Genomic DNA, 22,500 nt, shown 5'->3' on the forward strand with positions numbered 1-22,500 from the left:
CAGCTGCAGCAGCTGCGCCCGCATCAGTTTCTCCGGCGCGATGGAGGCGCGGCCGGTATCGGCGTACAGCGCCGAAAACAGGCCGCTCATGCGTCTGAGCGCCTCATCGGCCAGCTCCCGAATGGATCGGAGCGGATGGTTCGCCGGGACGAAGTCGGCGAGCTTGGCGACCGTGAACAACGATTCCTGAGTGACGTCTGCACCGCGCATCCCACGCCCTCCACTATGGCTGAGGTCGATATCGCAAACAGAGGGCTTGAAAGCAAGCTCTGGCGCGGGAGAATTTCAACAAGCTGCTAGGGCGTACAGCATGGCGATGCGGTCGGGTTCGGCCAGATCGGGGCGGGCAAGCTGGGCGCGCAGCAGGGCGGCGTCGGCGTCCGTCAGCGGCAGGGTCTTGATGTTGGACAGGCCGCGCCAGGCATCGCCGCAGGCCGGGTGCACGGCCAGGGCGGCGCGGTACTGGGCGATGGCGTCGTGGAAGCGGCCGGCGTGCACCAGCGCATCGCCCAGCAGGATGCGCGGTGGCAGTGCCTGCGGCAGCAGCGCGCAGGCCTGGTGCAGGGCGTCGATGGCCGCAGTGGTCTCGCCCTGCAGTTGCAGGTTGCGGCCGAGGTTGAACCAGGCCTGGGCCAGCTGTGGGTCGTACCGGACCGCGTGCCGCCAGGCATCCAGGGCGGCGTCGATCTGGTCGGCGGCCGCCAGTGCCGCGCCGAGATCGCTGTGCAGCAGGGCATCCTCCGGCGCCAGGCGCAGGGCCTGTTCCAGCAACTGACGGGCGGCCTGCGGGTCGCGCCCTTGCAGCATCGCCAGCGCCAGGTAACGCAGCGGTTCCGGATGCTCGGGGGCGGCGGCACAGGCCTGTTGCAGCAGGGACACGGCCTGTGCCCGCCGGCCGTCGCGCAGAGCGCGCGCACCGGCTTGCAGCCAGGCGATGACGTGTGACGGCAGCCCGTCCAGGCGTGAATCAGCGGTGTTCATGGCGTGACCGGGCGCGCCAGCCGGGCAGGCAGGCGGCATGGATGACCAGCAGGGCCAGCAGGGTTTCGGCGGCGGCCCAGTGCCGTTCGGCGGGCGCCGACCACAGCAGCATCACCCCGTGACTGAACCACAGCAGCGCCAGCAGGGCGGCGGTAAAACCGGCGCGAGGCCAGCCGCGCCAGAGCGCGGCAAGCAGCAGAGCCGGTGGCAGGGCGAACACCAGGAGGCCGGCCAGTGGCTGTGAATGCTGCAACGACCAGGCAACAAACAGCACGCCCAGGGCCAGCAGGCAGGACGCCAGATAGGTGTGTGCGGTCATGCCTGCAGCTTCCGGGCCAGGCTGGCCACCCGACGCCCCAGGGCACGCGCAAGTTGCGCCTCCTCCGGGCTGGGGTGGGGCGCATCGTCGGCCCCGGCGACATGGCTGGCGCCATAGGGCGTGCCGCCGCTGCGGGTGGTGCTCAGTGCGGGTTCGGTGAACGGGATGCCGGCAATCACGCAGCCGTGGTGCAGCAGTGGCACCAGCATGGTGAGCAGGGTGGCTTCCTGGCCACCATGCTGGGTGGCGGTCGAGGTGAACACACCCGCCGGTTTGCCCACCAGGGTGCCGCTGGCCCATTCCGCACCCAGGGTGTCGAGGAAGTGTTTGACCGGCGCGGCCATGTTGCCGAACCGGGTGGGGCTGCCCAGCAACAGGCCGGCGCATTCGGCCAGATCGTGTTTTTCGACATAGGGCGCCCCCTGTTCCGGCTCCGGCGGGGCGGCCACCTGGGTGATCGGGGCCACCGGTGGCAGGGTGCGCAGGCGCGCCTGCATGCCATCGACTTCTTCGACACCGCGCGCGATCTGGCGCGCCAACTGGGCCACCGAGCCGCCACGGCTGTAGTAGAGGATCAGGATGTCGGGCATGGGCAAAGGCATCGACCGAAAGGCATCGCGCAGCATAGGGCATGCGGGGGCGATGCGGCATCGGGTAGGCTGTGCCCGATGACGCCACCGCATTCTCCCCATCGTCAGGGCGGGCAGTCGGGCCGGTACGACCGGGCCGTCAGCTTCCTGCGCTTCGTGCTGCACCGGTTTCTCGACGACCGGTTGGCAGAAGCCGCTGGTGCCCTGTCCTACACCACCGCCTTTGCGCTGGTGCCGCTGTCGGTGGTGGTGTTTGGCGTGCTGTCGATCTCGCCGGTGTTCGAGGCCTGGAGCGAGCGGCTGACCGACTATGTCTTCGCCAACTTCGTGCCGAGCGCGGCGCGGGCGGTGTCCGGCTATCTGGCCGACTTCGCCGCCAACACCCGCACCCTGACCGCCGCCGGTGCACTGGCGCTGATCGGATCGCTGCTGCTGACCCTGCACAGTGTGGAGTCGGTGTTCAACCGGATCTGGCGGGTGTCAGGGGCGCGGCCACGGCTGAGCCGCTTCCTGGTGTACTGGACGGTGCTGACCCTGGGCACGCTGGTGGCAGCGACCAGCCTGGCGCTGTCCACCCGGTTCTTTGCCCTGGCGATCTTTGAAACTCAGCCCGGGCGCTGGCTGGAAGCGGGGTTGTTGCGCTTTGCGCCGATGCTGATCGAGTGGCTGGCGTTTGCCGCCGTGTTCAAGATGGTGCCGTACCGGGCGGTGGCCTGGCGTCATGCCCTGCCTGGCGCGGCCTTGAGCATGGTGCTGTTTGAACTGGTGAAGTCGGGCCTGGGGCTGTACCTGTCCAGCTTCGACTCCTACCAGAAGCTGTACGGGGCGGTGGCGCTGGTGCCGATCCTGATGCTGTGGATCTACCTGAGCTGGGTAGCGGTGCTGGCCGGGGCTTCGCTGGCGTCCTCGTTGTCGGCATTTCGCTATCAGCCGGCCTGGCAGCGCCTGCCACAAGGGCACGAGCTGTACGGTCTGCTGCGCCTGCTCGGCCGGTTCGACCAGGCGCGTGCACGCGGCCGGGGGCTGTCTGGCGAGGATATCTTGACGCTGGAGCCGGGGTTGACCGACGACCAGATCCAGCGGCTGCTCAATGGCCTGGTCGATACCGGCGTGATCCAGCGGTCAGAAAGCGGTGACTGGTTGCTGGCGCGCGATCTCGATCAGGTGCGTCTGGGCGAGCTGTACGAGGCGATGCACTTGCATATTCCGATGGGCGATGTGCCGGCGCAGGTCGCCGGGGATGCCCTCGGTCACGCGGCGCGGCGTACCATCGCGCAATTGCAGGCGCCGCTGCAGCCAGTGCTGCAGCAGCCGGTGTCCTGTGTGTTTGCCGATCTTCCGGAGGAATGAACCGATGCGCATGGCACCCTTGCGGCTGGCGCCGCTGCTCCTACTGGCCGCCTGCTCGCGCAGCCCAGAGCCGGCCGCGACTGCCGCGCCGCAGGCTGCGGCCACACAGGCGCCTGCCGCCGTCGAGGCCGATGTGGGCGCACGCCCGGCCCTGCGCGTCACCACCCTCGATGGCGCCGTCTATGACCTGGCGGCTCAACGCGGTAAATGGGTGGTGGTCAACTACTGGGCCACCTGGTGCGGCCCCTGTCTGAAGGAAATGCTGGAACTGTCGGCGCTGGCGGCCATGCGCCCGCACATCGCCGTGCTGGGTCTGGTGTACGAGGACACGTCGGAAGACGAGCTGCGCGCATTCTTGCGCCAGCATCCGGTGGCCTATCCGGTCGCCCGCGTGGATATCTATGCCCCGCCGCCTGCCTTTGGTGCGCCGCGCGGGTTGCCGGCCAGTTGGCTGATCGGCCCTGACGGTCGGGTGGTGCGCAAATACGTGGGTCCGGTGACCGCACGGATGCTGGAAGACGACATCGCCGCTGCGGGCGGCCCCAAGGTCGGTTGAGGCGCACGATGGCTGCGGCACGATTCCTGATCAGCGGGCGCGTGCAAGGGGTGTCCTACCGCGCCAGCACCCGCGCTCAGGCGCTGGGCCTGGGGTTGACCGGTCATGCCCGCAATCTTCCGGACGGGCGGGTCGAAGTGTTGGCCATCGGCACGCCGGAGGCCATCGACGCGCTGGAGCGCTGGCTCTGGCAAGGGCCGCCACTGGCGCAGGTCACCGCGGTGGAGCGGTATGCGCTGCAATCCCCGCCGCCCGTGCAGGGGTTTGCCATCGGTTGATGCGCTGCCCGCAGGGCGTGTGCGGGATCCGCCTTTTGCTGCAATGACGATTTGTTCGGCTCAGCCCCGTGCGCGCCAGGCAGGGATCGGTTTGAGTACGCCGAAACGCTCGCGCGCGGGCCTGCCGGGAAGTGGCGGCAGCTCGAACACGGGCTCGGGGACGCGGGTATCCGGCAGGTGATCGAGCAGATGTCGGAGCAGGGTCAGCCGACCGCGGCGTTGGTCGTTGAAATCCACGAGCGTCCAGGGCGCGTGCCGGGTGTGGGTGGCTTTCAGCATCGCTTCGCGGGCGCGGGTGTAATCCTCGTAATGGCTGCGCGCCGCCAGATCGACAGGCGAGAGCTTCCAGCGCTTGAGCGGGTCGGCGCGGCGTTCGGCGAGGCGGGCCTCCTGTTCGGCCTGGTCGCAGGTCAGCCAGTACTTGAACAGCAGGATGCCGTCGTCCACCAGCAGTTTTTCAAACAGCGGTGCCTGTTGCAGGAAGGCGGCCACCTCCGCTTCGCTGGCATACCCCATCACCTTTTCCACCCCGGCGCGGTTGTACCAGCTGCGATCCATCAGCACGATCTCGCCGGCAGCCGGCAGGTGCGCCACGTAACGCTGGAAATACCACTGACTGCGTTCGCGCTCGCTGGGTTTGGGCAGGGCGACCACGCGAAACTGGCGGGTATCCAGGTGCTTGGTCATGGCCTTGATCATCCCCCCTTTGCCGGCGGTATCGCGGCCTTCAAACACCACCAGCAGCCGCATGCCCGCATGCCGGATCCAGCGCGCGGCGGCGTCCAGCTCCAGCAGCATGGGGGCCAGGGCGGCTTCGTAGGTTTTGCGCTTGAGCGGTTTCATCGCGGCGACTGGGTGCGCGGCCGGCGCGTGGCGTGGCGCCGGCGCGGGGCCGTTGGACGGGGCGGCACCGGGTCGGCAAGGCGGGCGGCAGCCGCCAGCCCGCGTGCCACTTCCAGCAACGCCCCTTGCTGGCGGGGCGGCAGAGCGCGATAGGCGGCCAGTAGGGCGTGTTCGCCGCGGGTGCGCGCGGGATCAAGGGTCTGGGCCAGTTCGGCCAGCAGGGCGCCGGCGGGGACGCCGAGGGCGCGGGCGAGGGCGTCGATCTGGTCACGGCCAGGCAGTTTCTCGCCTTTCAGCCAGGCTTCGACGGTGCGGATCCCGGCGCGCGGGATGGCGGTGGCCAGGGCGGTCACGTCCAGGCCGCGGGCCTTGCTCAGCAGGCGCAGGGTGGCGTCGATCGACATCAGTGCGGCCCTCGCGGTGGCGATGGCCGCAGTGTATGCCGACTCAATCCTCGTGGGCCAGTCGGGCCAGGGCTTCCGCGTGCTGTTCCTGTTGCAGGCGCAGGATCAGCGGGTCGAGATCGCCATCGAGGATGCGTGGCAGGTCATACAGGGTCAGGCCCTCGACCCGGTGGTCGGTGACCCGCCCTTGCGGGAAGTTGTAGGTGCGGATGCGTTGGCTGCGGTCGCCGCTGCCCACCTGCAGTTTCCGGTCGGCGGCCGTGGCGGCGGCGCGACGTGCCAGCTCGGCCTCGACCAGCATCGCCTGCAGGCGTTTCATCGCTTTGTCGCGGTTGGCGTGCTGGCTGCGTTCGGTCTGTGATTCGACCACCAGGCCGGTGGGCAGGTGAGTGATGCGGATGGCCGATTCGGTTTTGTTGACATGCTGGCCACCGGCGCCAGAGGACCGGAATGTGTCGATCCGCAGATCGGCCGGATTGAGGGTGATGTCGATTTCGCCCGGTTCCAGCGCGATCACGGCCACCGTTGCGGCCGACGTGTGGATGCGCCCTTGCGATTCGGTCAGCGGGACGCGCTGCACGCGGTGGGTGCCGGCTTCGTATTTGAGCCGGGCGTAGGCGCCTTCGCCTTCGATGCGGGCGATGATTTCCTTGTAGCCGCCATGCTCGCCGGGGTTGGCGGACTCCACTTCGACGCGCCAGCCCTGGGCGTCGGCATAGCGGGAATACATCCGGAACAGGTCGCCGGCGAACAGGGCGGCTTCGTCGCCGCCGGTGCCGGCCCGCACTTCCAGGTAGGCGCCGCCGTCATCGCGTGGGTCACGCGGCAGCAGATGGGTGAGCAGGGTGGCTTCCAGCGCCTGCAGGCGTGCGGTGGCGGCGGCGATCTCGTCCTCGGCCAGCGCGCGCAGTTCGGGGTCGTGCCGCAGCGCTTGCGCCGCAGCCAGGTCGGCGCGGGCCTGGGTTTCGGCAGCCAGGGCGTCGGCCAGCGGCTGCAGCCGGGCGAACTCACGCGAGAGGGCACGGAAGCGGGCCGGGTCGGCGCTCACCGTCGGGTCGGCGAGCAGCCGTTCGACTTCTTCCCGGCGTTCCAGCAGCGCCTGTAGTTTGCGTCGCAGGGCCGGGCTCATGACGGGTCGCTGGGGGGCTTGTCGCCGGGCGGCGGGAACAACCGTGCGGCGGCTTCGATCATCGGATCGTCGCCGTTACGCAGGGCTTCGCGCAGGGCCACCGTCGGTGCGTGCAGCAGGCGGTTGGTCAGGGTGTGGGCCAGCAGCTCCAAGGCCTGGTCCGGGGCCAGGCCCGCCGCCAGTTGCTGGCGGGCCCTGGCCAGCGCCGCTGCACGTGCGGCCTCGCCGTGTGCGCGCAGATGTAGCAGGGGTTGCTGGCGCCGGCTGGCCTGCCAGTCTTCCAGGAAGCGTGCGACCTGCAGGTCGATGATGGCCTCGGCCTGCTCGGCGGCCTGCTGCCGGCTGCGGCGGTTGTCCTCGATCGCCTGCTGCAGGTCGTCCACCGTGTAGAGGAACACGTCGCGCAGGCCGGAGACGTCCGGGGCGATGTCGCGTGGCACGGCCAGATCCAGCAGCAGCATCGGCCGGTGCTTGCGCATGCGCAGGGCGTGTTCGACCTGCGGGCGGTGCAGGATCGGCTCACGGCTGGCGGTGGCGGAAATCACGATGTCGGCTTCGGCCAGATGCCGATCCAGCGCTGACAGCGGCAGTGCGTACCCGTCATGGCGGCTGGCCAGTGCCTGGGCATGGGCCAGGGTGCGGTTGGCGATCAGGAGCCGTTTGACGCGTGCTTCGACCAGATGGCGGGCGGCCAGCTCGATGGTCTCGCCAGCGCCGATCAGTAGCACGCAGGCCTCATCCAGCCAGGTGAAGTTGTCCTGCGCCAGGCGCACCGCCACCGAGGCCACCGAGACCGGATTGGCGCCGATCCGGGTGTCGGTACGCGCCCGCTTGGCGGTGGCGAAGGCGTGCTGGAACAGGCGGTCGAGCGGCCCGCCCAGCGTGCCGGCCGCCCGCGCGATGGTCCAGGCCTGTTTGACCTGGCCCAGGATCTGCGGCTCCCCCAGCACCAGCGAATCCAGTCCGCTGGCAACCCGGAACAGGTGGCGCACGGCTGCCGCGTCGCGGTACCGGTACAGGTAGGCGTGCAGATCCTGGCCGACGTGTGCCTGCCGGGCCAGCCAGTCGGCCAGCACCTGGCCGTCGCCCTCCGCGTGTGCGTACAGCTCGGTGCGGTTGCAGGTCGATAGCAGCACCACCTCGTGCACCCCGTCCAGCGCGCGCAGCGCGGTCAGCGCCGCCGGCAGCGCATCGGTCGCAAACGCGACCTGCTCGCGCAGGGCCACGGGCGCAGTCTGGTGGTTGATGCCGAGAACGAGCAGAGACATGGTGAGGAGGCGTGAGGGCAGCTAGACGCGGCGGAATCGTTCAGGTGCCTGCGCTAAGCTGCGGGCCCGATCTGTCATTGTAGCCGCCGCGCCCATGTCGAGACTCCCCCGTTCTGGTTTGCTCCTGTGTCTGCTGGCATTGGCCGGGCTGATGCCGATCGCTGCCGCAGGCCAAGCGCTGCCTGATCCGCCGCTGGATCCGCTTGCCGCCAGCATGGCCGGCGAGTTCGCACTGCAGAGCGGGCAGATGCAGGACGCGGCACGGTTCTACTTGGCCGCGGCGCAGGCGGCGGAGGATCCAGTGCTGGCCGAACGTGCGGCCCGGATCGCCCTGTTGGCCGATCAGGACGCGCTGGCCGGGCAGGCGCTGACGCTATGGCGCCGCTTGCAGCCGCAGCCCAGCCAGACCCAGCAGATGGTCGCCGCCACCCTGGCCTTGCGGGCCGGACAGACCCGACCGGCGCGGCGTGCGCTGGAGGCGTTGCTGGCGCAGCCGGACGGCTGGCGGGCGGCGGTGTTTGCGCTGAGCGGCGCGGTTGGGCGGCAGCCGCAGCAGGTGGCGCAGCGGATCGAAGAAATCGTCAAACGTGGCCAGTTGCCCGACGTCCTGCAGGCCTGGTTGGCGTTTGGCGGTCTGGCGCAACGGTTGGACCAGCCGCGCCTGGTGGATCGCATCGTCGCGCAGGTGATCAAGCGCTTCCCCGCTGAGCCGCAAGTGGCGCTGCTGCGTGCGCAGTGGTTGCGCGAAGCCGGCAAGCCGGCGCAGGCGCGGGCGGTGCTGGATGGGCTGGGCGATGCGGTACTGCTGGTGCCGGCATTGCGCCTGGCCGTGGCGGACGAATACGAGGCCTTGGGGGATCCTGCCAAGGCGGCGCAGCTATTGGCGCGGGGGGCGCAGGATGACGCCGTCTTTGCCCGCCGGGCGATGCTGCTGGACAAGGCGAACGACAAGGCGGGCCTGACGGCGTTGTACGAGGAGCTCAAGCGCAGTGCCACCACGCCCAATCCGGTGCGCCGGATGCTGCTGGGTCAGCTGGCCGAGTTGCTGCAACGGTACGACGAGGCGCTGGATTGGTATGCCAGCGTGCCGGGTGGGGCGTCCCAGGGGATGGCGCGCCTGCGTACCGTGAACGTGCGCCATGCGATGGGCGACAAGGCGCGTGCCTATGCCGATGTGCAGGCCCTGCAGGCGGATGTCAGCCTGGCCGACGACGTGCGTCGCGATGCGTATTTGCTGGAAGCCGAGTTGCGGCAGAAGGATTCCGATCCGGACGGCGAGCGGCAGGCGCTGACGCGGGGGCTGGCGGCGTTTCCAGACGATGTGTCGCTGCTGTATGCGCGTGCCCTGATGTGGGAGCGGCAAGATGACATCGCCCAGGCCGAGGCCGATCTGCGCCGGATTCTGGTGATCGAGCCGGACAACGTCATGGCCCTCAATGCACTGGGCTATACCCTGGCGGATCGCACCACCCGGTATGCCGAGGCGCTGGCGCTGATCGAGCGTGCGCGCGTGGCCGACCCGGACAACGCCGCCATCATCGACAGCTACGGCTGGGTGCTGTTCAAGCTGGGCAAGCCGCGCGACGCGCTGGAGCATCTGCGGCGTGCCTACACCCTGCAGAAGGATCCGGACATCGCCAGCCATCTGGGCCAGGTGCTGTGGGTGCTGGGGCGGCGCGAGGAGGCGCGGCGCTATTTCGAGGAGGCGCGCCGGCTCGACCCCGACAATCGGGCACTGCGCCGCGCCTTGCAGGAGACCGGCGCATGAGGCGACTGGCGCTGCTGCTGGCAGCGGGCCTGGCCGGCTGCGCGTCATTGCCATCGGCCCGGCCGGCCGGCGATGCCGACGCGGGTGCGCAGGTGCACCGCCAGCGCCTGGAGGCGCTGGGGCTTGCCGAGGGTGACTGTCTGGCGCCGGTCTGGCAGCTGTCCGGCCGGGTGGCGCTGGCCAATGGTCGCCAGGGGGGCAGTGGTCGGATCGACTGGGCGCAGGGCGGTGGTGCGGTGCAGTTGCAGGTGACCGCCCCGGTGACCCGGCAGGGCTGGCAGCTGACGGTGGATGCACAGGGCGCCACCCTGTCGGGACTGGACGGCGGCCCGCGGCAAGACTCGGACCCGCAGCGGCTGCTGCGCGAAGCGGTCGGCTGGGATGTGCCGCTGGCGGCACTGGGGTGCTGGTTGCGCGGCGCGCCGGCGGGCGAGGCCGAGTTCGGCCCGGCCCGGGTGATCGAGGGCCGCGACCGGCTGCCGCAACGGATCGAGCAGGCCGGTTGGGTGGTGGACTACGCCGGCTGGGTGTCGGCACCCGCAGAGGCGCTGCCCTTGCCGACCCGGATCGAGGCGCGGCGGGGTGAGGCCCGGGTGCGGCTGCTGGTGGATCACTGGGGGGCGGAATGACCACGGCGTTTGCCGCCGATGCGGGCTGGGTGGCGTTGCCGGCACCGGCCAAGCTCAACCTGTTTTTGCACATCACCGGCCGCCGCCCGGACGGTTATCACTGTCTGCAGACGGTGTTTCGGCTGCTCGACTGGGGCGATACGGTTTTTTTGCGTCCGCGGGAGGACGGCCGGATCGTGCGGATTGGCGCCGTGGACGGGGTTGCGGTCGAGCAGGATCTGACCGTGCGGGCGGCGCGGCTGTTGCAGCAGGCCAGTGGCTGCCGTCACGGGGTGGAGATCGGTCTTCACAAGCGCATCCCGATGGGAGGCGGATTCGGCGGCGGCTCGTCGGACGCCGCCACCGTGCTGGTTGCGCTCGACCGGCTGTGGGGCACCCGGCTGGGGGAAGATGCCCTGGCCACGCTTGGTCTGCAGCTTGGCGCGGACGTGCCGGTGTTCGTGCGCGGGCGCAATGCCTGGGCCGAAGGGGTCGGCGAGCAGCTGACCCCGATCGACCTGCCGCCAGCCTGGTACGTGCTGGTGCACCCCGGGGTGCACGCCGCCACCGCCGCCCTGTTCCAAGCCCCGGATTTGACGCGCGATGCGTCGCCCGTGACAATAATGGACTTCCAGTCCGGGTCCGTGCGCGGGAACGCGTTCGAACCGGTTCTGCGCCGCCGCGAGCCGGCCGTCGAGGCGGTCTTTGCGGTGCTGGCGCGGGTCGGTACGCCGCGCCTGACCGGGTCCGGCAGCGGTTGCTTCGTCGAGTTCGCCACGCGCGAAGCCGCCGAAGCGGCGCTGGCCGCACTGCCAGCCGGGCTTTCAGCCTGGCTGGCGCGCGGTGTGCAGCGTTCGCCGCTGCAGCAGGCACTGGAAATGCTGTCGGCCGGCATGGGGCCGTCGTGCCCGGGTTGGTGTCCGGACGCGGGGCTGCATGCGGGCTAAAGCGGTATGCCAGGAAGGCGTGGTCGAGAACTTCCTAGAGAACAACAGGGGCGTCGCCAAGTGGTTTAAGGCACCGGGTTTTGATCCCGGCATTCGTAGGTTCGAATCCTTCCGCCCCTGCCAGCTTACGCGGTATCGCCATGCCGCTTCCCCGTCGATCCATGAGCACGGTCATCGCCATGCAGGACACCCCCAACTTGCTGGTTTTTTCCGGCAATGCCAACCGGCCGCTGGCCAATGACGTCTGCCACGAGCTGGGCGTGCGTCCGGGCAAGGCGCTGGTCGGCCGGTTCTCGGATGGCGAAGTGCAGATCGAGATCGAGGAGAGCGTGCGCGGGCAGGATGTGTTCGTGATCCAGCCCACCTGCGCGCCCACCGCCGAGAACTTCATGGAGCTGATGGTGCTGATCGACGCGCTCAAGCGCGCCTCGGCCGCCAGCGTGACCGCAGTGGTGCCGTATTTCGGCTACGCCCGTCAGGATCGCCGCCCGCGTTCGGCGCGTGTGCCCATCACCGCCAAGGTGGCGGCCAAGATGTTCAGCGCGGTCAATACCGACCGGGTGCTGACGGTGGATTTGCATGCCGACCAGATCCAGGGGTTCTTCGATATCCCGGTCGATAACGTCTATGCCTCGCCGCTGTTGCTGGCCGATATCTGGCGCAGCCACGGCACCGACAACCTGATCGTGGTGTCGCCAGACGTCGGCGGTGTGGTGCGCGCGCGCGCCATCGCCAAGCGGTTGGACGATGCGGATCTGGCCATCATCGACAAGCGTCGCCCGCGTGCCAACGTGGCCACGGTGATGAACATCATCGGTGATGTCGAGGGCAAGACCTGCGTGCTGGTGGACGACATCGTCGATACCGCCGGCACCTTGTGCGCCGCTGCCAATGCGCTCAAGGAGCGTGGCGCGCGCAAGGTGGTCGCCTACTGCGTCCACCCGGTGCTGTCCGGCCCGGCGCTGGACAATCTCAACAAGTCCTCGCTGGACGAGCTGGTGGTGACCAACACCATTCCCCTGTCGGACGCGGCGCGTTCCTGCACCCGGATCCGCCAGCTCAGCGTGGCCGAGTTGCTGGCCGAAACCATCCGCAGGATGGCGTTCGGCGAATCGGTCAGTTCGTTGTACGTCGACTGACCGTGCCCCATCCGTGCCGGCGGCTTGCCGCCGGTGCACCTTCACTCACCTGGTCGCGGGTGAGTGGTCCTGCCGCCGCGAGGCGGTGTCCTGTAACCCAAGTGAGTCAATCCAATGTCCGAACACATCCTCAAGGCCACCAGCCGCAATGTCGCAGGGAAGGGTGCGAGCCGCCGCCTGCGCCGTACCGCGGCCATCCCGGCCATCGTCTATGGCGGCAATGCCGCCCCGCAGCCGATCCAGCTCGAGCACGAAAAGGTCTGGCTGGCCAGCCAGAACGAGTGGTTCTACTCCTCCATCCTCAACCTGGACATCGACGGCAAGGTCGAGCAGGTGCTGCTGCGTGACATGCAGCGTCATCCGTTCAAGCAGCTGATCCTGCATCTGGACTTCCAGCGCGTGGACGCCACCCATGCGCTGCGTGCCAAGGTGCCGCTGCACTTCCTCAATCAGGAAAAATCCCCGGCCGGCAAGACCAGCGGCGTGGTCATCACCCACGAGCTCAACGAGGTCGAAATCAGCTGCCTGCCGAAGGACCTGCCAGAAGCGATCGAGGTCGATCTGGCCGACCTGGCGGTGGGGCAGGTCGTGCATCTGTCCGACCTCAAGCTGCCGCCGGGTGTCGAGCTGCCGGCCCTGAAGCAGGGCAAGGAGCACGACGTGGCGGTGGTGATCGCCAAGCACGCCAAGGCGGAAGAGGTCGAGTCGGCTGCGCCTGCGGCGGCCGAAGTGCCGGCCACCAAGGCGAAGAAGGACGACAAGTAAGCCCTGGCGCAGCGCGTCCGGGCGCGGTCTGGCCGCGCCCGGCGTGGCTGCGGTGGGTGTCCTGTCAGCATGGACGGACTTCGCCTCATCGTCGGGCTGGGCAATCCCGGTGCCGAGTATCTGCGAACCCGGCACAACGCCGGGTTCTGGCTTATTGACGCGCTGGCGCAGGCCGAAGGGGCCCGTTTCGGGCTGGAGAGCAAGCTGTTTGGTGAAACGGCCAAGGTGGTGCTGGCCGGTCGCCCGGTCTGGCTGCTGCGTCCGGCCACGTTCATGAACGCCAGTGGCAAATCGGTGGCGGCGGCCTTGCACTATTGGAAGATCGCGCCGGAGGAGATGTTGGTGGCGCACGATGACCTGGATCTGCCACCGGGCACGGCGCGGTTGAAGTTCGATGGCGGTCATGGTGGTCAGAACGGTCTGCGCGACATCATCCGCCTGCTCGGTCACGGCCGGTTCCATCGCCTGCGGATTGGCATTGGTCATCCCGGGCACAAGGATCGGGTCACCCCCTGGGTCCTCGGGCGTCCGGGTGCCGAGGATGAGGCGTTGATGCTGCGGGCCATCGGGGACGCGCTGGAGGTGTTGCCGCTGGCCGTGCAGGGCCGTTTCATGGACGCCATGACGCGGCTGCATACGGCGAAATGAACGCGGAGCGTTGAGGCGTGAGGCGTCAGGCGTGGGTGCACGCCTGACGCCTCCCAACTCGAAAGCAACAACATGGGCATCAAATGTGGCATCGTCGGCTTGCCCAACGTGGGCAAGTCCACCCTGTTCAACGCACTGACCAAGGCGGGGATTGCGGCCGCCAACTTCCCGTTCTGCACCATCGAGCCCAATGTGGGCGTGGTGCCGGTGCCGGATCCACGGCTTGAGGCCTTGGCGGAGATCGCCAAGCCGCAGAAGGTTGTGCCCACGGCGGTCGAGTTCGTCGATATCGCCGGGCTGGTGGCGGGCGCTGCCAGTGGCGAAGGGCTGGGCAACAAGTTTCTGGCGCACATCCGCGAGGTCGATGCGATCTGTCACGTGGTGCGCTGTTTTGAGGATCCGGATGTGATCCACGTGGCCAACCGGGTCGATCCGGTGGCCGATATTCAGACCATCGACACCGAGCTGGCGCTGGCGGATCTGGAAACCGTGGACAAGGCCATCGCCCGCTACGAGCGCGTGGCCAAGAGCGGCGATAAGGACGCCAAGTTCAAGCTGGACGTCCTGGCCCGCCTCCGCGCGGCCCTGGACGACGGTCGCCCTGCGCGCGCGCTGGCACTGGACGAGGAGCAGAAAGCCGCCGTGCGCGAGCTGTTCCTGCTCACCCTTAAGCCGGTGATGTACGTGGCCAACGTGCGCGAAGACGGGTTTTCCGACAATCCGCATCTGGACGCAGTACGCGCCCACGCCGCCAGCGAGGGCGCCGAGGTGGTGCCGGTGTGTGCGGCGATCGAGGAAGAGCTGGCGCAACTGGACGATGCCGACCGCGACGCCTTCCTGGCCGACCTGGGGCTCAACGAGCCGGGCCTGAATCGGGTGATTCGCGCGGCCTACCGTCTGCTCGGCCTGCAGACCTATTTCACCGTCGGGGAAAAGGAAGTGCGCGCCTGGACGGTCAAGGCCGGTGCCACCGCGCCACAGGCGGCGGGTGTGATCCACAGCGATTTCGAAAAAGGCTTCATCCGCGCCGAAACCATCAGCTACGACGATTTCATCCGTTATCGCGGCGAGGCGGGTGCGCGTGAAGCCGGGCGGCTGCGGCTGGAAGGCAAGGACTACCGCGTGCAGGAAGGCGACATCCTGCACTTCCGCTTCAACGTCTGAGCGATCGCACGCTCAGTCGCGCGGCCAGTCCAGCGTGCCGGTGACCACCGGCACGGCGCGGCCACCGGACCAGACCTCGCCGTCGCCATCGACGGTCAACTCGATGATGGCGTCATGGCCGACTTCGCGGCCCTGGCTTACGCGATAAAAACCATCGCTGCCGGGGAGGGCGCCGCGTTCGCAAAGCCAGGCCGCCAGCGTGGCGTTGGCGGCGCCGGAGGCGGCGTCCTCGAAGCAGGCCGGTGCGCCGACGAAGGCACGCACCGCGAAGTGATACACCGGATCCTGGCTGCGGGCATAGACAAACAGCCCCATGCTGTCGGTGGCACGGGCCAGCGCCGCGATCGCCGTCCAATCCGGGGTCATGGCGCGCAACTGTGCCTCGGTGGCCAGTTCCACCAGCCACCAGCGGCGGCCGCCGTCCATCAGCACCGGCGGCAGCGCACCCAGCGGCAGCCCGCGCAGCGCCGGGGCCAGATGCGGGTCGTCGGGCGTGGCGATGGCCTGCACCCTGGCGCGCGGTGTGCGTACCGCCACCGTGCGCGTTGCGCCCTCACCGCGCACGCGCAGCGGCAGGTTGCCAGCCAGGCCTTCCTGCACCAGCAGGCCATCGCGGGGGGTGACCAGACCGGCGTTCAACAAGACGTGGGCCGTCCCCACGCTGGGGTGACCGGCGAACGGCACTTCCCGGCGTGGACTGAAGATACGCAGACGATGCGTCGCCTCCGCCGTGGTCGGTGGCAGCACGAACGTGGTTTCCGGCAGCCGTGTCCAGCGGGCGATGGCCTGCATGGCCGCATCGTCCAGCGTCTGCGCCGCAAGCACCACGGCCAGCGGATTGCCGGCACCGGGGCGCGAGGCAAACACATCGAGCTGGACGAACGGGTAGGGCATGGCAGGCCTGGCATGAGGATGGGGGCGCGCAGCTTACCAGCCTGGATGCGTCTTGCTGCAGCACCGCGCGTGTGCCGCGCCTGAACGCTGTCAGGACGTGCGCGCTACAGACGGCATCGCCGCACGCGGTGGCGTGGCGGGGTCGTTAGAATGCGAGCACGCGCTGCGCGTGCGCGTGCACTCCGGTTTCCCTCCCACCTCTTTTCGCCCGCTGCGGACCCATGTCCTTCCCATCGTCTGTGCCCGATTCTCGTTGGCTGGTGCTTAAGTTTGGAGGGACATCGGTGTCCAGCCGTGCGCGCTGGGACACCATCGGCGCATTGGCGGCGCGCCGCATGCGCGACGAGCAGGCGCGGGTGCTGGTGGTGGTATCGGCACTGTCTGGCGTGACCAACGCGCTGACGGCGATCGCCGATGGTGCCGCTGATGCGGCGGTCCGTGTGGCCGAACTGGCCGCACGCCACCGTGCCTTTGCGGCCGAGCTGGGGCTGGATGCCGATGCGGTGCTGGGGGAGCGGTTGGCGTGCCTGCACGGGCTGCTCGACGACCCGCGCGCCGCCACGCGACCGCTGGACTGGCAGGCGGAGGTGCTGGCGCAGGGCGAGCTGTTGTCGTCCACCCTGGGCGCGGCCTATCTGCGCCAGCAGGGGCTGGCAATCGCCTGGGTGGACGCGCGCGACTGGCTGCAGGCGCTGCCGCCGCAGCCCAACCAGAGCGCATGGGCGCAGCGGTTGTCGGTGAATTGCCAGTGGCAGGCCGATTCCGGCTGGCGCACCCGCTTTGCCGCGCAGCCTGCGCCGGTGCTGATCACGCAAGGATTCATCGCCCGGCATAGCGATGGCGGCACTGCCATCCTCGGCCGCGGCGGCTCGGACACCTCGGCGGCTTATTTCGGCGCCTTGCTGGGGGCGCAGCGGGTGGAAATCTGGACCGACGTGCCGGGCATGTTCAGCGCCAATCCGCGTGAGGTGCCAGAGGCGCGGCTGCTGACCCGGCTGGACTATGCCGAGGCGCAGGAAATCGCCACCACCGGCGCCAAGGTGCTGCATCCGCGTTCGCTGCGGCCATGTCGCAACAGTGGCGTGCCGATCTTGATCCTCGACACCGCGCGGCCACAGCTACCAGGAACCCGGATCGACGATGCCGCGGCGCCGGTGCCCGGAGTGAAGGCGATCAGCCGTCGCAATGGCATCGTGCTGGTGTCGATGGAAACCATCGGCATGTGGCAGCAGGTGGGCTTTCTGGCCGATGTGTTCGAACGCTTCCGCCGCCACGGCCTGTCGGTGGACATGATCGGCTCGGCCGAGACCAACGTCACCGTGTCGCTGGATCCCTCCGAGAACCTGGTGACCACCGATGTGCTGGCAGCGCTGTCGGCTGATCTGGCCGAGGTCTGCCGGGTCAAGGTGATCGCGCCCTGTGCCGCCATCACCCTGGTCGGGCGCGGGATGCGCTCGCTGCTGCACACCCTGCAGGATGTCTGGGCGATGTTCGGGCGCGAGAACGTGCATTTGATCTCGCAGTCGTCCAACGACCTCAACCTGACCTTCGTGGTGGACGAGGCCGCGGCCGACGGCATGCTGCCCAAGCTGCATGCGGCGCTGATCGAATCCGGGGCGATGCCGGTGTATGAGCGCGCGGTCTTCGGTCCGCGCTGGCGGGACATCCTGGGTGAGGTGCGGCCGCGGCCGCAGCCCTGGTGGCAGGCACCTATGTGGCGCGATGCGCTGTTGCAGCGCGCCGAGGCCGGAACGCCGCGCTATGTCTATCACCTGCCGACGGTGCGGGAGCGCGCGCGCCAGTTGCGCGCCATCCGTGCGATCGACCGGCATTACTACGCAATCAAGGCCAACGCGCATCCGGAGATCCTGCGTGCACTGGTGGCGGAAGGGTTCGGATTGGAGTGCGTGTCGCTGGGCGAGCTCGACCATGCCCTGACCGCAGTGCCAGGGCTGGATCCGGCGCGGGTGCTGTTCACCCCGAGCTTTGCCCCAATCGAGGAATACGCGGCCGCATTGGCGCGCGGAGTCACCGTCACCGTCGACAACATCGAGCTGTTGCAGCGCTGGCCGGAGGTGTTCCGCGGGCGGGCGCTGTGGCTGCGCATCGACTTGGGCTATGGCGACGGCCACCACGCCAAGGTCAGAACTGGCGGCAAGGAGGCCAAGTTCGGCCTGTCGGCGGCACGGGTGGAGGCGTTCATGGAGGTGGCGCGTGCGCTGGACGTGCGCATCACCGGTCTGCATGCGCATCTGGGCAGCGGCATCGAATCGGTCGGGCACTGGCCGCAGGTGGTGGATGCGCTGGCCGGGTTTGCCCGCCGCATCGGCACTGTCGAGGTGCTGGACATCGGCGGTGGGTTGCCGGTGCCCTATGGTGACGACGACGAGCCGTTTGATCTCAACGCCTGGGAAGCGCAGCTGACCGCTGCCAAGGCGGTGCATCCGGCCTTCGCACTGGCCATCGAGCCGGGCCGGTTCCTGGTGGCCGAGGCGGGCGTGTTGCTGGCGCGGGTCACTCAGGTGGTGGAAAAGGACGGCATCCACCGGCTGGGGCTGGATGCCGGCATGAATGCGCTGATCCGGCCCGCGCTCTACGACGCCTGGCATGGCATCCACAATCTGTCGCGTCTGGATGACCGGCAATGGCGCGACTTCGACGTGGTGGGCCCGATCTGCGAATCCAGCGATCTGTTCGGCCGCCGGGTCAAACTACCCCAGGCCAGCGCACCGGGTGACGTGATGCTGATCGCCGATGCCGGTGCCTACGGATACAGCATGGCCAGTACCTACAATCTGCGCGCGCTGCCGGCGCAAGACATTCTTGACGACACCGGCGCCGCCCCTGCCTGCGAGCACCCATGAGCAACTGGACGTTCAACCGCGACGCTATTGCCGCATTCCGCTTCGTGCGCTGCGGCTTCGATGCCGGCACGGGCGTGGCCGAGCTGGTCTATGCCTTCGATGACGGCCCCGAGCTGGTCGAAACCATCACTTTGCCGGGCGCGCCGTTCGACCTGTCCGGGCCGCGCGCGGCGGCGGCCGGGCGGGCATTGCGCCTGCTGCACCTCATTGCCGGCGTGAGCTACTACAAGGCAGCGGTGCCGCGCCAGATCACGGTCGAAGGTGAGCCGCTGGATGCCGCCACCGCCGCCTTGCTTCAGACCATCTATCGCAACGGGCTGGGCGAGTTTGCCTATCGCAACGGGCTGGATCTGCGCGACCGCCTGCATGTGCCGGCAGGATCGGACATGCCGGCGCCGGCGGCGCCAGTGCTGGATTTGCCGGCGCGGGCGCTGGTGGCCATCGGCGGCGGCAAGGATTCGCTGGTCAGCATCGAGGCGCTGCGTGATGCTGGGGTGGACCAGACCGTGGTCTGGATCGGCAACTCGCAGCTGATCGCGGCGTGTGCGGCACAAACCGGCCTGCCCACGCTCAACATCGGTCGCCAGCTTTCGCCGCGGCTGTTCGAGTTCAACCGCCAGGGCGCCTGGAACGGGCATATCCCGGTCACTGCGGTGAACTCGGCAATCCTGGCGTTTGCCGCGGTGGTGCTGGGCTACGACCAGGTGGTGTTTTCCAACGAGCGTTCGGCCAGCTATGGCTCGCAGATTCCAGGCACTGGCGAGGTCAACCATCAGTGGTCCAAGGGCTGGGCGTTCGAGTCGGCCTTCGGCGAGCATCTGCGGACCCATGTGGCGGCCGATCTGCAGTACTACTCGCTGCTTAGGCCACTGAGCGAGCTGGCCGTGGCGCGACAGTTCGCCCGCCAGCACCGTTATGACGCGCATTTCTCCAGCTGCAACCGCAACTTCCACATCCTCGGTGAGCGCCCGGCGAGCCGCTGGTGCGGGGTGTGCCCGAAGTGCCATTTCGTGTTTCTGGCGCTGGCGCCTTTCATGCCCAAGGCGCGTCTGGTCGGCATCTTCGGGCGCAACCTGCTCGATGACCCGGCGCAGATTCCGGGCTTCGATGCACTGCTGGAATATCAAGATCACAAGCCATTCGAGTGCGTAGGCGAAGGGCGGGAGTCGCGGGCGGCGCTGGCGGCGTTGGCGCAACGTCCGGACTGGCAGGAGGACGCAGTCGTCAAGCGGTTTGCGCGTGACATCCTGCCGCAGCTTGATCCGGACGCACTGGCCCTGGCACCGCTGCTGGTGCCGGCCGGCGAGCATCGGATTCCTCCGGCGCTGTGGGAGCGGTTGCGTGACCGCTTTGCTGCCTAAGCCGTTGCGCCTGTCGGATCTGGCCGGGCGCCGGGTGGCGCTGTGGGGCTGGGGACAAGAGGGCCGTGCCGCCTATGCGGCACTGCGTGCCCGGCTGCCAGACGCACCGCTGACGTTGTTGTGCCGGGCTGACGAAGCACAGGCCGCGCGCGCACTGGATGATCCGCAGCTCAGCATCGACACCGACATCAGCGGCGAGCGACTGGCCGGGTTCGAGGTGGTGATCAAGTCACCCGGCATCAGCCCGTATTCGGAGTTGGCGCAGGCCGCCGCCGCGCATGGCACCCGCTTCGTCGGCGGCACCGCGCTGTGGTTTGCCGAACACGCCAATGCGCAGGGCGGAATCGACAACGCGCTATGCGTCACCGGCACCAAGGGCAAGAGCACCACCACCGCGCTGCTGGCGCATTTGCTGCGCGCAGCTGGGCTGCGCACTGCGCTGGCCGGCAACATCGGTCTGCCGCTGCTGGAGTTGCTGGGTGCGTCCGCAGATGCCTGGGCGATCGAGCTGTCCAGTTACCAGACCGGCGATGTCGCCGCCTCCGGCGTGCGCCCGCAGATCGCCATCGTCACCAATCTGCACCCGGAGCACCTGGACTGGCACGGCAGCGAACAGCGCTATATCGCCGACAAGCTGGCGCTGGTGACGGCGGCCCGCCCGCGCGTGGCGGTGCTCAATGCCGCCGATCCGCGTCTGGCGGCCCTGCACCTGCCCGATAGCCAGGTGCACTGGTATGGCGATGCCCGCGGCTGGCATCTGCGCGGCGATGCCCTGTATCGCGGGCAGACGTTCGTCATGGACACCGCCACCCTGCCGCTGCCCGGACAGCACAACCGCGGCAATCTGTGCGCCGTGCTGACTGCACTGGACGCCTTCGGGCTGGATGCGGCCGCGCTGGCGCCCCAGGCGGCCGGGTTCATGCCACTGCCGCATCGCCTGCAGCCACTGGGTGAGCGTGACGGCGTGCTGTACGTGAACGACTCGATCAGCACCACGCCAATGGCCACCCTGGCGGCGCTGGCGGTGTACCGACAGCGGCCGGTGGCGGTGCTGGTGGGCGGCCACGACCGCGGCCTGCCCTGGGACACCTTTGCCGACGCGGTGCGCGTCCAGCCACCGCATGCAGTGGTGACGATGGGGCAAAACGGCCCGCGCATTCACGCCCTGCTGGCGCCACTGGCGGCGGACAACCGGTTCGTCTTGCAGCAGGCGGCCGACCTGGCCGAGGCGGTGGCGCTGGCGCGTGCAGCCCTGCCAGCGAAGGGCGGGGTGGTGCTGCTGTCGCCGGGTGCGCCCAGCTTTGGGCCGTATCCCAACTATGTCGCGCGCGGTCGCCATTTTGCCGCCCTGGCCGGGTTCGACCCGGAGGCCATCAGCGGTATCCCCGGCTTAGGGATTGCCTGAAGGGCGTACGATCCGCCTTGGGCTTTGCCCGTCGTGGCGGTGGGCCAAAACGCGCTATCGTGGGACGTGTTGTTTGCTGGAGGATCTGTGTCATGCGGCGATGGTGGCTTGCGCTCGTCCTGTTGCTGTCGGCCATGCCCGCGCTGGCGGCGATGCAGACTCGGCCCGTGGAATGGACGCAGGGTCAGGACCGTTTCAGCGGGTACGTGGTCTATGACGACACCGGCCCGGCCCAGCGGCCCGGTCTGCTGATGGTGCCGGACTGGTATGGCATCACCCCGGCGGCGCTGGACAAGGCGCGGCAGCAGGCCGGCAAGGACTATGTGGTGTTCGTGGTGGACATGTACGGCAAGGGCGTGCGGCCGGCGGATGCCGCCCAGGCCCGTGCTGAAGTCAGCAAGCTCTACCCCAACCCGGCGCTGATGCGCGCACGCATGCAGGCGGCGTTGGCGGCGTTTCGGGTGCAGGCCGGCAAGGTGCCACTGGATCTGCGGCGGATCGGTGCGTTCGGGTTCTGTTTCGGCGGCTCGTCGGTGCTGGAGCTGGCGCGTAGCGGAGCGCCGCTGGCCGGCGTGGTGAGCTTCCACGGGGGCCTGCATACCGAAGCGCCTGCCGCGCCAGGGTCGGTCAAAGCGCCGCTGCTGGTGCTCAACGGTGCCGATGATGCCAGTCAGAAGGACGCCATCGTGCCGTTCGAGCAGGAAATGACCCGCGCCGGGGCGGACTGGACCTTCGTCAACTTCAGCGGTGCGGTGCACTGCTTCGCGCTGGAAACCGCCAATGCGCCCGGCTGTCGGTATGACCCACGTGCCGCCCGGCGCGCCTACGCGATGATGCGTCTGTTTTTCGACGAGCGTTTTGCGGCGGTGGGCACCAGCCAGCCCTGACTGGCGCGACCGGACGGTTCAGTGATCGCGGTCCACCGCGTAGCAGGCCAACCCGTGTAAGGCCGCGCTGAAGGCGTTGTCCGGCAGCACCGCCAACGCTTCGCGGGCGGCCCGGGCATAGTCGTGCGCCCGTGCGCGGCTGTAGGCGAGGCTGCCGGCACGCATGATGGCCTGCTGCACCTGCGGCAAGCCGTCGCGGTCACCCTGTTCGACGATCTGCCGCAGCACGGCGCGCGTTTCCGCATCGGCATGTTGCATGGCATGGATCAACGGCAGGGTCATCTTGCCCTCGGCCAGGTCGTCGCCCAGGTTCTTGCCCAGGGTGGCGGTAT

General features: G+C 68.9%; 24 protein-coding genes and 1 tRNA gene (1 of these 25 only partly in view). 15 read left to right on the plus strand and 10 right to left on the minus strand.

Annotated elements, in window-relative coordinates; all coding sequences use genetic code 11:
• The 4 genes from BUA29_RS00005 to wrbA form a co-directional block, all read right to left on the minus strand.
• Positions 1–210 (minus strand): transposase (locus BUA29_RS00005; RefSeq protein ID WP_483887629.1); only part of this gene is annotated, 210 nt, incomplete at its 3' end.
• A 75-nt stretch (positions 211–285) separates the two neighbouring features.
• Complete coding sequence (locus tag BUA29_RS00010; RefSeq protein WP_072754590.1) at positions 286–981, minus strand: tetratricopeptide repeat protein; 696 nt, start codon at positions 979–981, stop codon at positions 286–288.
• Positions 968–1,300: a DUF2069 domain-containing protein gene (locus tag BUA29_RS00015; RefSeq protein WP_072754591.1), complete on the minus strand. Its 333-nt coding sequence runs from the start codon at positions 1,298–1,300 to the stop codon at positions 968–970. The genes BUA29_RS00010 and BUA29_RS00015 overlap by 14 nt, the downstream gene beginning before the upstream one ends.
• The gene (gene wrbA, locus BUA29_RS00020) at positions 1,297–1,890 is read right to left on the minus strand and encodes an NAD(P)H:quinone oxidoreductase (protein WP_072754696.1); all 594 of its coding nucleotides are present in this window, start codon (positions 1,888–1,890) and stop codon (positions 1,297–1,299) included. The genes BUA29_RS00015 and wrbA overlap by 4 nt, the downstream gene beginning before the upstream one ends.
• Before the next feature lie 78 nt (positions 1,891–1,968).
• Here wrbA and BUA29_RS00025 point away from each other — a divergent pair, with 78 nt between their 5' ends.
• The 3 genes from BUA29_RS00025 to BUA29_RS00035 are packed head-to-tail and all read left to right on the plus strand — an operon-like array spanning position 1,969 to position 4,074.
• Entirely contained in the window at positions 1,969–3,240 is a 1,272-nt protein-coding gene (locus BUA29_RS00025; protein WP_072754592.1) for a YihY family inner membrane protein, read from the plus strand.
• A 4-nt stretch (positions 3,241–3,244) separates the two neighbouring features.
• The gene (locus tag BUA29_RS00030) at positions 3,245–3,796 is read left to right on the plus strand and encodes a TlpA family protein disulfide reductase (RefSeq protein WP_072754593.1); all 552 of its coding nucleotides are present in this window, start codon (positions 3,245–3,247) and stop codon (positions 3,794–3,796) included.
• An 8-nt stretch (positions 3,797–3,804) separates the two neighbouring features.
• Positions 3,805–4,074, plus strand: coding sequence for an acylphosphatase (locus BUA29_RS00035; RefSeq protein WP_072754594.1), 270 nt, complete (start codon positions 3,805–3,807; stop codon positions 4,072–4,074).
• A 60-nt stretch (positions 4,075–4,134) separates the two neighbouring features.
• On the opposite strand, the gene ppk2 is transcribed toward BUA29_RS00035, so the two are convergent.
• From ppk2 to hemA, 4 genes are read right to left on the minus strand one after another with little or no spacing between them, the layout of a single operon-like run.
• On the minus strand, positions 4,135–4,917 hold the full coding sequence (ppk2, locus tag BUA29_RS00040) for a polyphosphate kinase 2 (RefSeq protein WP_072754595.1): 783 nt from the start codon (positions 4,915–4,917) through the stop codon (positions 4,135–4,137).
• Complete coding sequence (locus BUA29_RS00045) at positions 4,914–5,321, minus strand: helix-turn-helix domain-containing protein (protein ID WP_245770462.1); 408 nt, start codon at positions 5,319–5,321, stop codon at positions 4,914–4,916. The genes ppk2 and BUA29_RS00045 overlap by 4 nt, the downstream gene beginning before the upstream one ends.
• Positions 5,322–5,364: 43 nt before the next feature.
• Positions 5,365–6,450, minus strand: a complete 1,086-nt coding sequence (gene prfA, locus BUA29_RS00050; protein ID WP_072754596.1) for a peptide chain release factor 1 — start codon at positions 6,448–6,450, stop codon at positions 5,365–5,367.
• Positions 6,447–7,718 carry a glutamyl-tRNA reductase gene (hemA, locus tag BUA29_RS00055; RefSeq protein WP_072754597.1) on the minus strand — a complete coding sequence of 424 codons (1,272 nt, stop codon included), beginning with the start codon at positions 7,716–7,718 and terminating at the stop codon, positions 6,447–6,449. The genes prfA and hemA overlap by 4 nt, the downstream gene beginning before the upstream one ends.
• 94 nt (positions 7,719–7,812) lie before the next feature.
• Here hemA and BUA29_RS00060 point away from each other — a divergent pair, with 94 nt between their 5' ends.
• The 8 genes from BUA29_RS00060 (at position 7,813) to ychF (ending at position 14,757) form a co-directional block, all read left to right on the plus strand.
• Positions 7,813–9,486, plus strand: a complete 1,674-nt coding sequence (locus tag BUA29_RS00060) for a tetratricopeptide repeat protein (RefSeq protein WP_072754598.1) — start codon at positions 7,813–7,815, stop codon at positions 9,484–9,486.
• Positions 9,483–10,115, plus strand: a complete 633-nt coding sequence (gene lolB / locus BUA29_RS00065; protein ID WP_072754599.1) for a lipoprotein insertase outer membrane protein LolB — start codon at positions 9,483–9,485, stop codon at positions 10,113–10,115. The genes BUA29_RS00060 and lolB overlap by 4 nt, the downstream gene beginning before the upstream one ends.
• Positions 10,112–11,041 (plus strand): 4-(cytidine 5'-diphospho)-2-C-methyl-D-erythritol kinase, encoded by a 930-nt coding sequence (gene ispE, locus BUA29_RS00070; RefSeq protein WP_084602268.1) that lies wholly within the window; start codon positions 10,112–10,114, stop codon positions 11,039–11,041. The genes lolB and ispE overlap by 4 nt, the downstream gene beginning before the upstream one ends.
• Before the next feature lie 46 nt (positions 11,042–11,087).
• Positions 11,088–11,164: transfer RNA gene (locus BUA29_RS00075), tRNA-Gln, on the plus strand.
• A gap of 56 nt (positions 11,165–11,220) precedes the next feature.
• Positions 11,221–12,180: a ribose-phosphate diphosphokinase gene (locus tag BUA29_RS00080; protein ID WP_072754697.1), complete on the plus strand. Its 960-nt coding sequence runs from the start codon at positions 11,221–11,223 to the stop codon at positions 12,178–12,180.
• Positions 12,181–12,294: 114 nt separating this feature from the next.
• On the plus strand, positions 12,295–12,945 hold the full coding sequence (locus BUA29_RS00085; RefSeq protein WP_072754600.1) for a 50S ribosomal protein L25/general stress protein Ctc: 651 nt from the start codon (positions 12,295–12,297) through the stop codon (positions 12,943–12,945).
• Positions 12,946–13,014: 69 nt separating this feature from the next.
• Positions 13,015–13,593: an aminoacyl-tRNA hydrolase gene (pth, locus tag BUA29_RS00090; protein ID WP_072754601.1), complete on the plus strand. Its 579-nt coding sequence runs from the start codon at positions 13,015–13,017 to the stop codon at positions 13,591–13,593.
• A gap of 72 nt (positions 13,594–13,665) precedes the next feature.
• The gene (gene ychF, locus BUA29_RS00095) at positions 13,666–14,757 is read left to right on the plus strand and encodes a redox-regulated ATPase YchF (protein WP_072754602.1); all 1,092 of its coding nucleotides are present in this window, start codon (positions 13,666–13,668) and stop codon (positions 14,755–14,757) included.
• Positions 14,758–14,769: 12 nt separating this feature from the next.
• On the opposite strand, the gene BUA29_RS00100 is transcribed toward ychF, so the two are convergent.
• On the minus strand, positions 14,770–15,651 hold the full coding sequence (locus tag BUA29_RS00100) for a PhzF family phenazine biosynthesis protein (protein WP_072754603.1): 882 nt from the start codon (positions 15,649–15,651) through the stop codon (positions 14,770–14,772).
• Positions 15,652–15,872: 221 nt separating this feature from the next.
• Here BUA29_RS00100 and BUA29_RS00105 point away from each other — a divergent pair, with 221 nt between their 5' ends.
• From BUA29_RS00105 to BUA29_RS00120, 4 genes are all read left to right on the plus strand, one after another.
• On the plus strand, positions 15,873–18,515 hold the full coding sequence (locus BUA29_RS00105; protein WP_072754604.1) for a bifunctional aspartate kinase/diaminopimelate decarboxylase: 2,643 nt from the start codon (positions 15,873–15,875) through the stop codon (positions 18,513–18,515).
• The gene (gene murL / locus BUA29_RS00110) at positions 18,512–19,876 is read left to right on the plus strand and encodes a UDP-N-acetyl-alpha-D-muramoyl-L-alanyl-L-glutamate epimerase (protein ID WP_072754605.1); all 1,365 of its coding nucleotides are present in this window, start codon (positions 18,512–18,514) and stop codon (positions 19,874–19,876) included. Before BUA29_RS00105 ends, murL begins: the two co-directional genes overlap by 4 nt.
• Before the next feature lie 4 nt (positions 19,877–19,880).
• Entirely contained in the window at positions 19,881–21,281 is a 1,401-nt protein-coding gene (murD, locus tag BUA29_RS00115; protein ID WP_072754606.1) for a UDP-N-acetylmuramoyl-L-alanine--D-glutamate ligase, read from the plus strand.
• A gap of 92 nt (positions 21,282–21,373) precedes the next feature.
• Positions 21,374–22,168, plus strand: a complete 795-nt coding sequence (locus BUA29_RS00120; RefSeq protein WP_072754607.1) for a dienelactone hydrolase family protein — start codon at positions 21,374–21,376, stop codon at positions 22,166–22,168.
• An 18-nt stretch (positions 22,169–22,186) separates the two neighbouring features.
• Here the strand turns inward: BUA29_RS00120 and BUA29_RS00125 are convergent, their stop codons facing one another.
• Positions 22,187–22,500: the final stretch of a polyprenyl synthetase family protein gene (locus tag BUA29_RS00125; RefSeq protein ID WP_072754608.1), read on the minus strand. 685 nt of this gene lie beyond the right edge of the window; 314 of the gene's 999 nt are visible here — the last part of the coding sequence; the start codon falls outside the window, past its right edge; it ends in the stop codon at positions 22,187–22,189.

The sequence above is a fragment of the Thermomonas hydrothermalis genome (assembly GCF_900129205.1).
GTDB classification, from domain to species: Bacteria; Pseudomonadota; Gammaproteobacteria; order Xanthomonadales; family Xanthomonadaceae; genus Thermomonas; species Thermomonas hydrothermalis.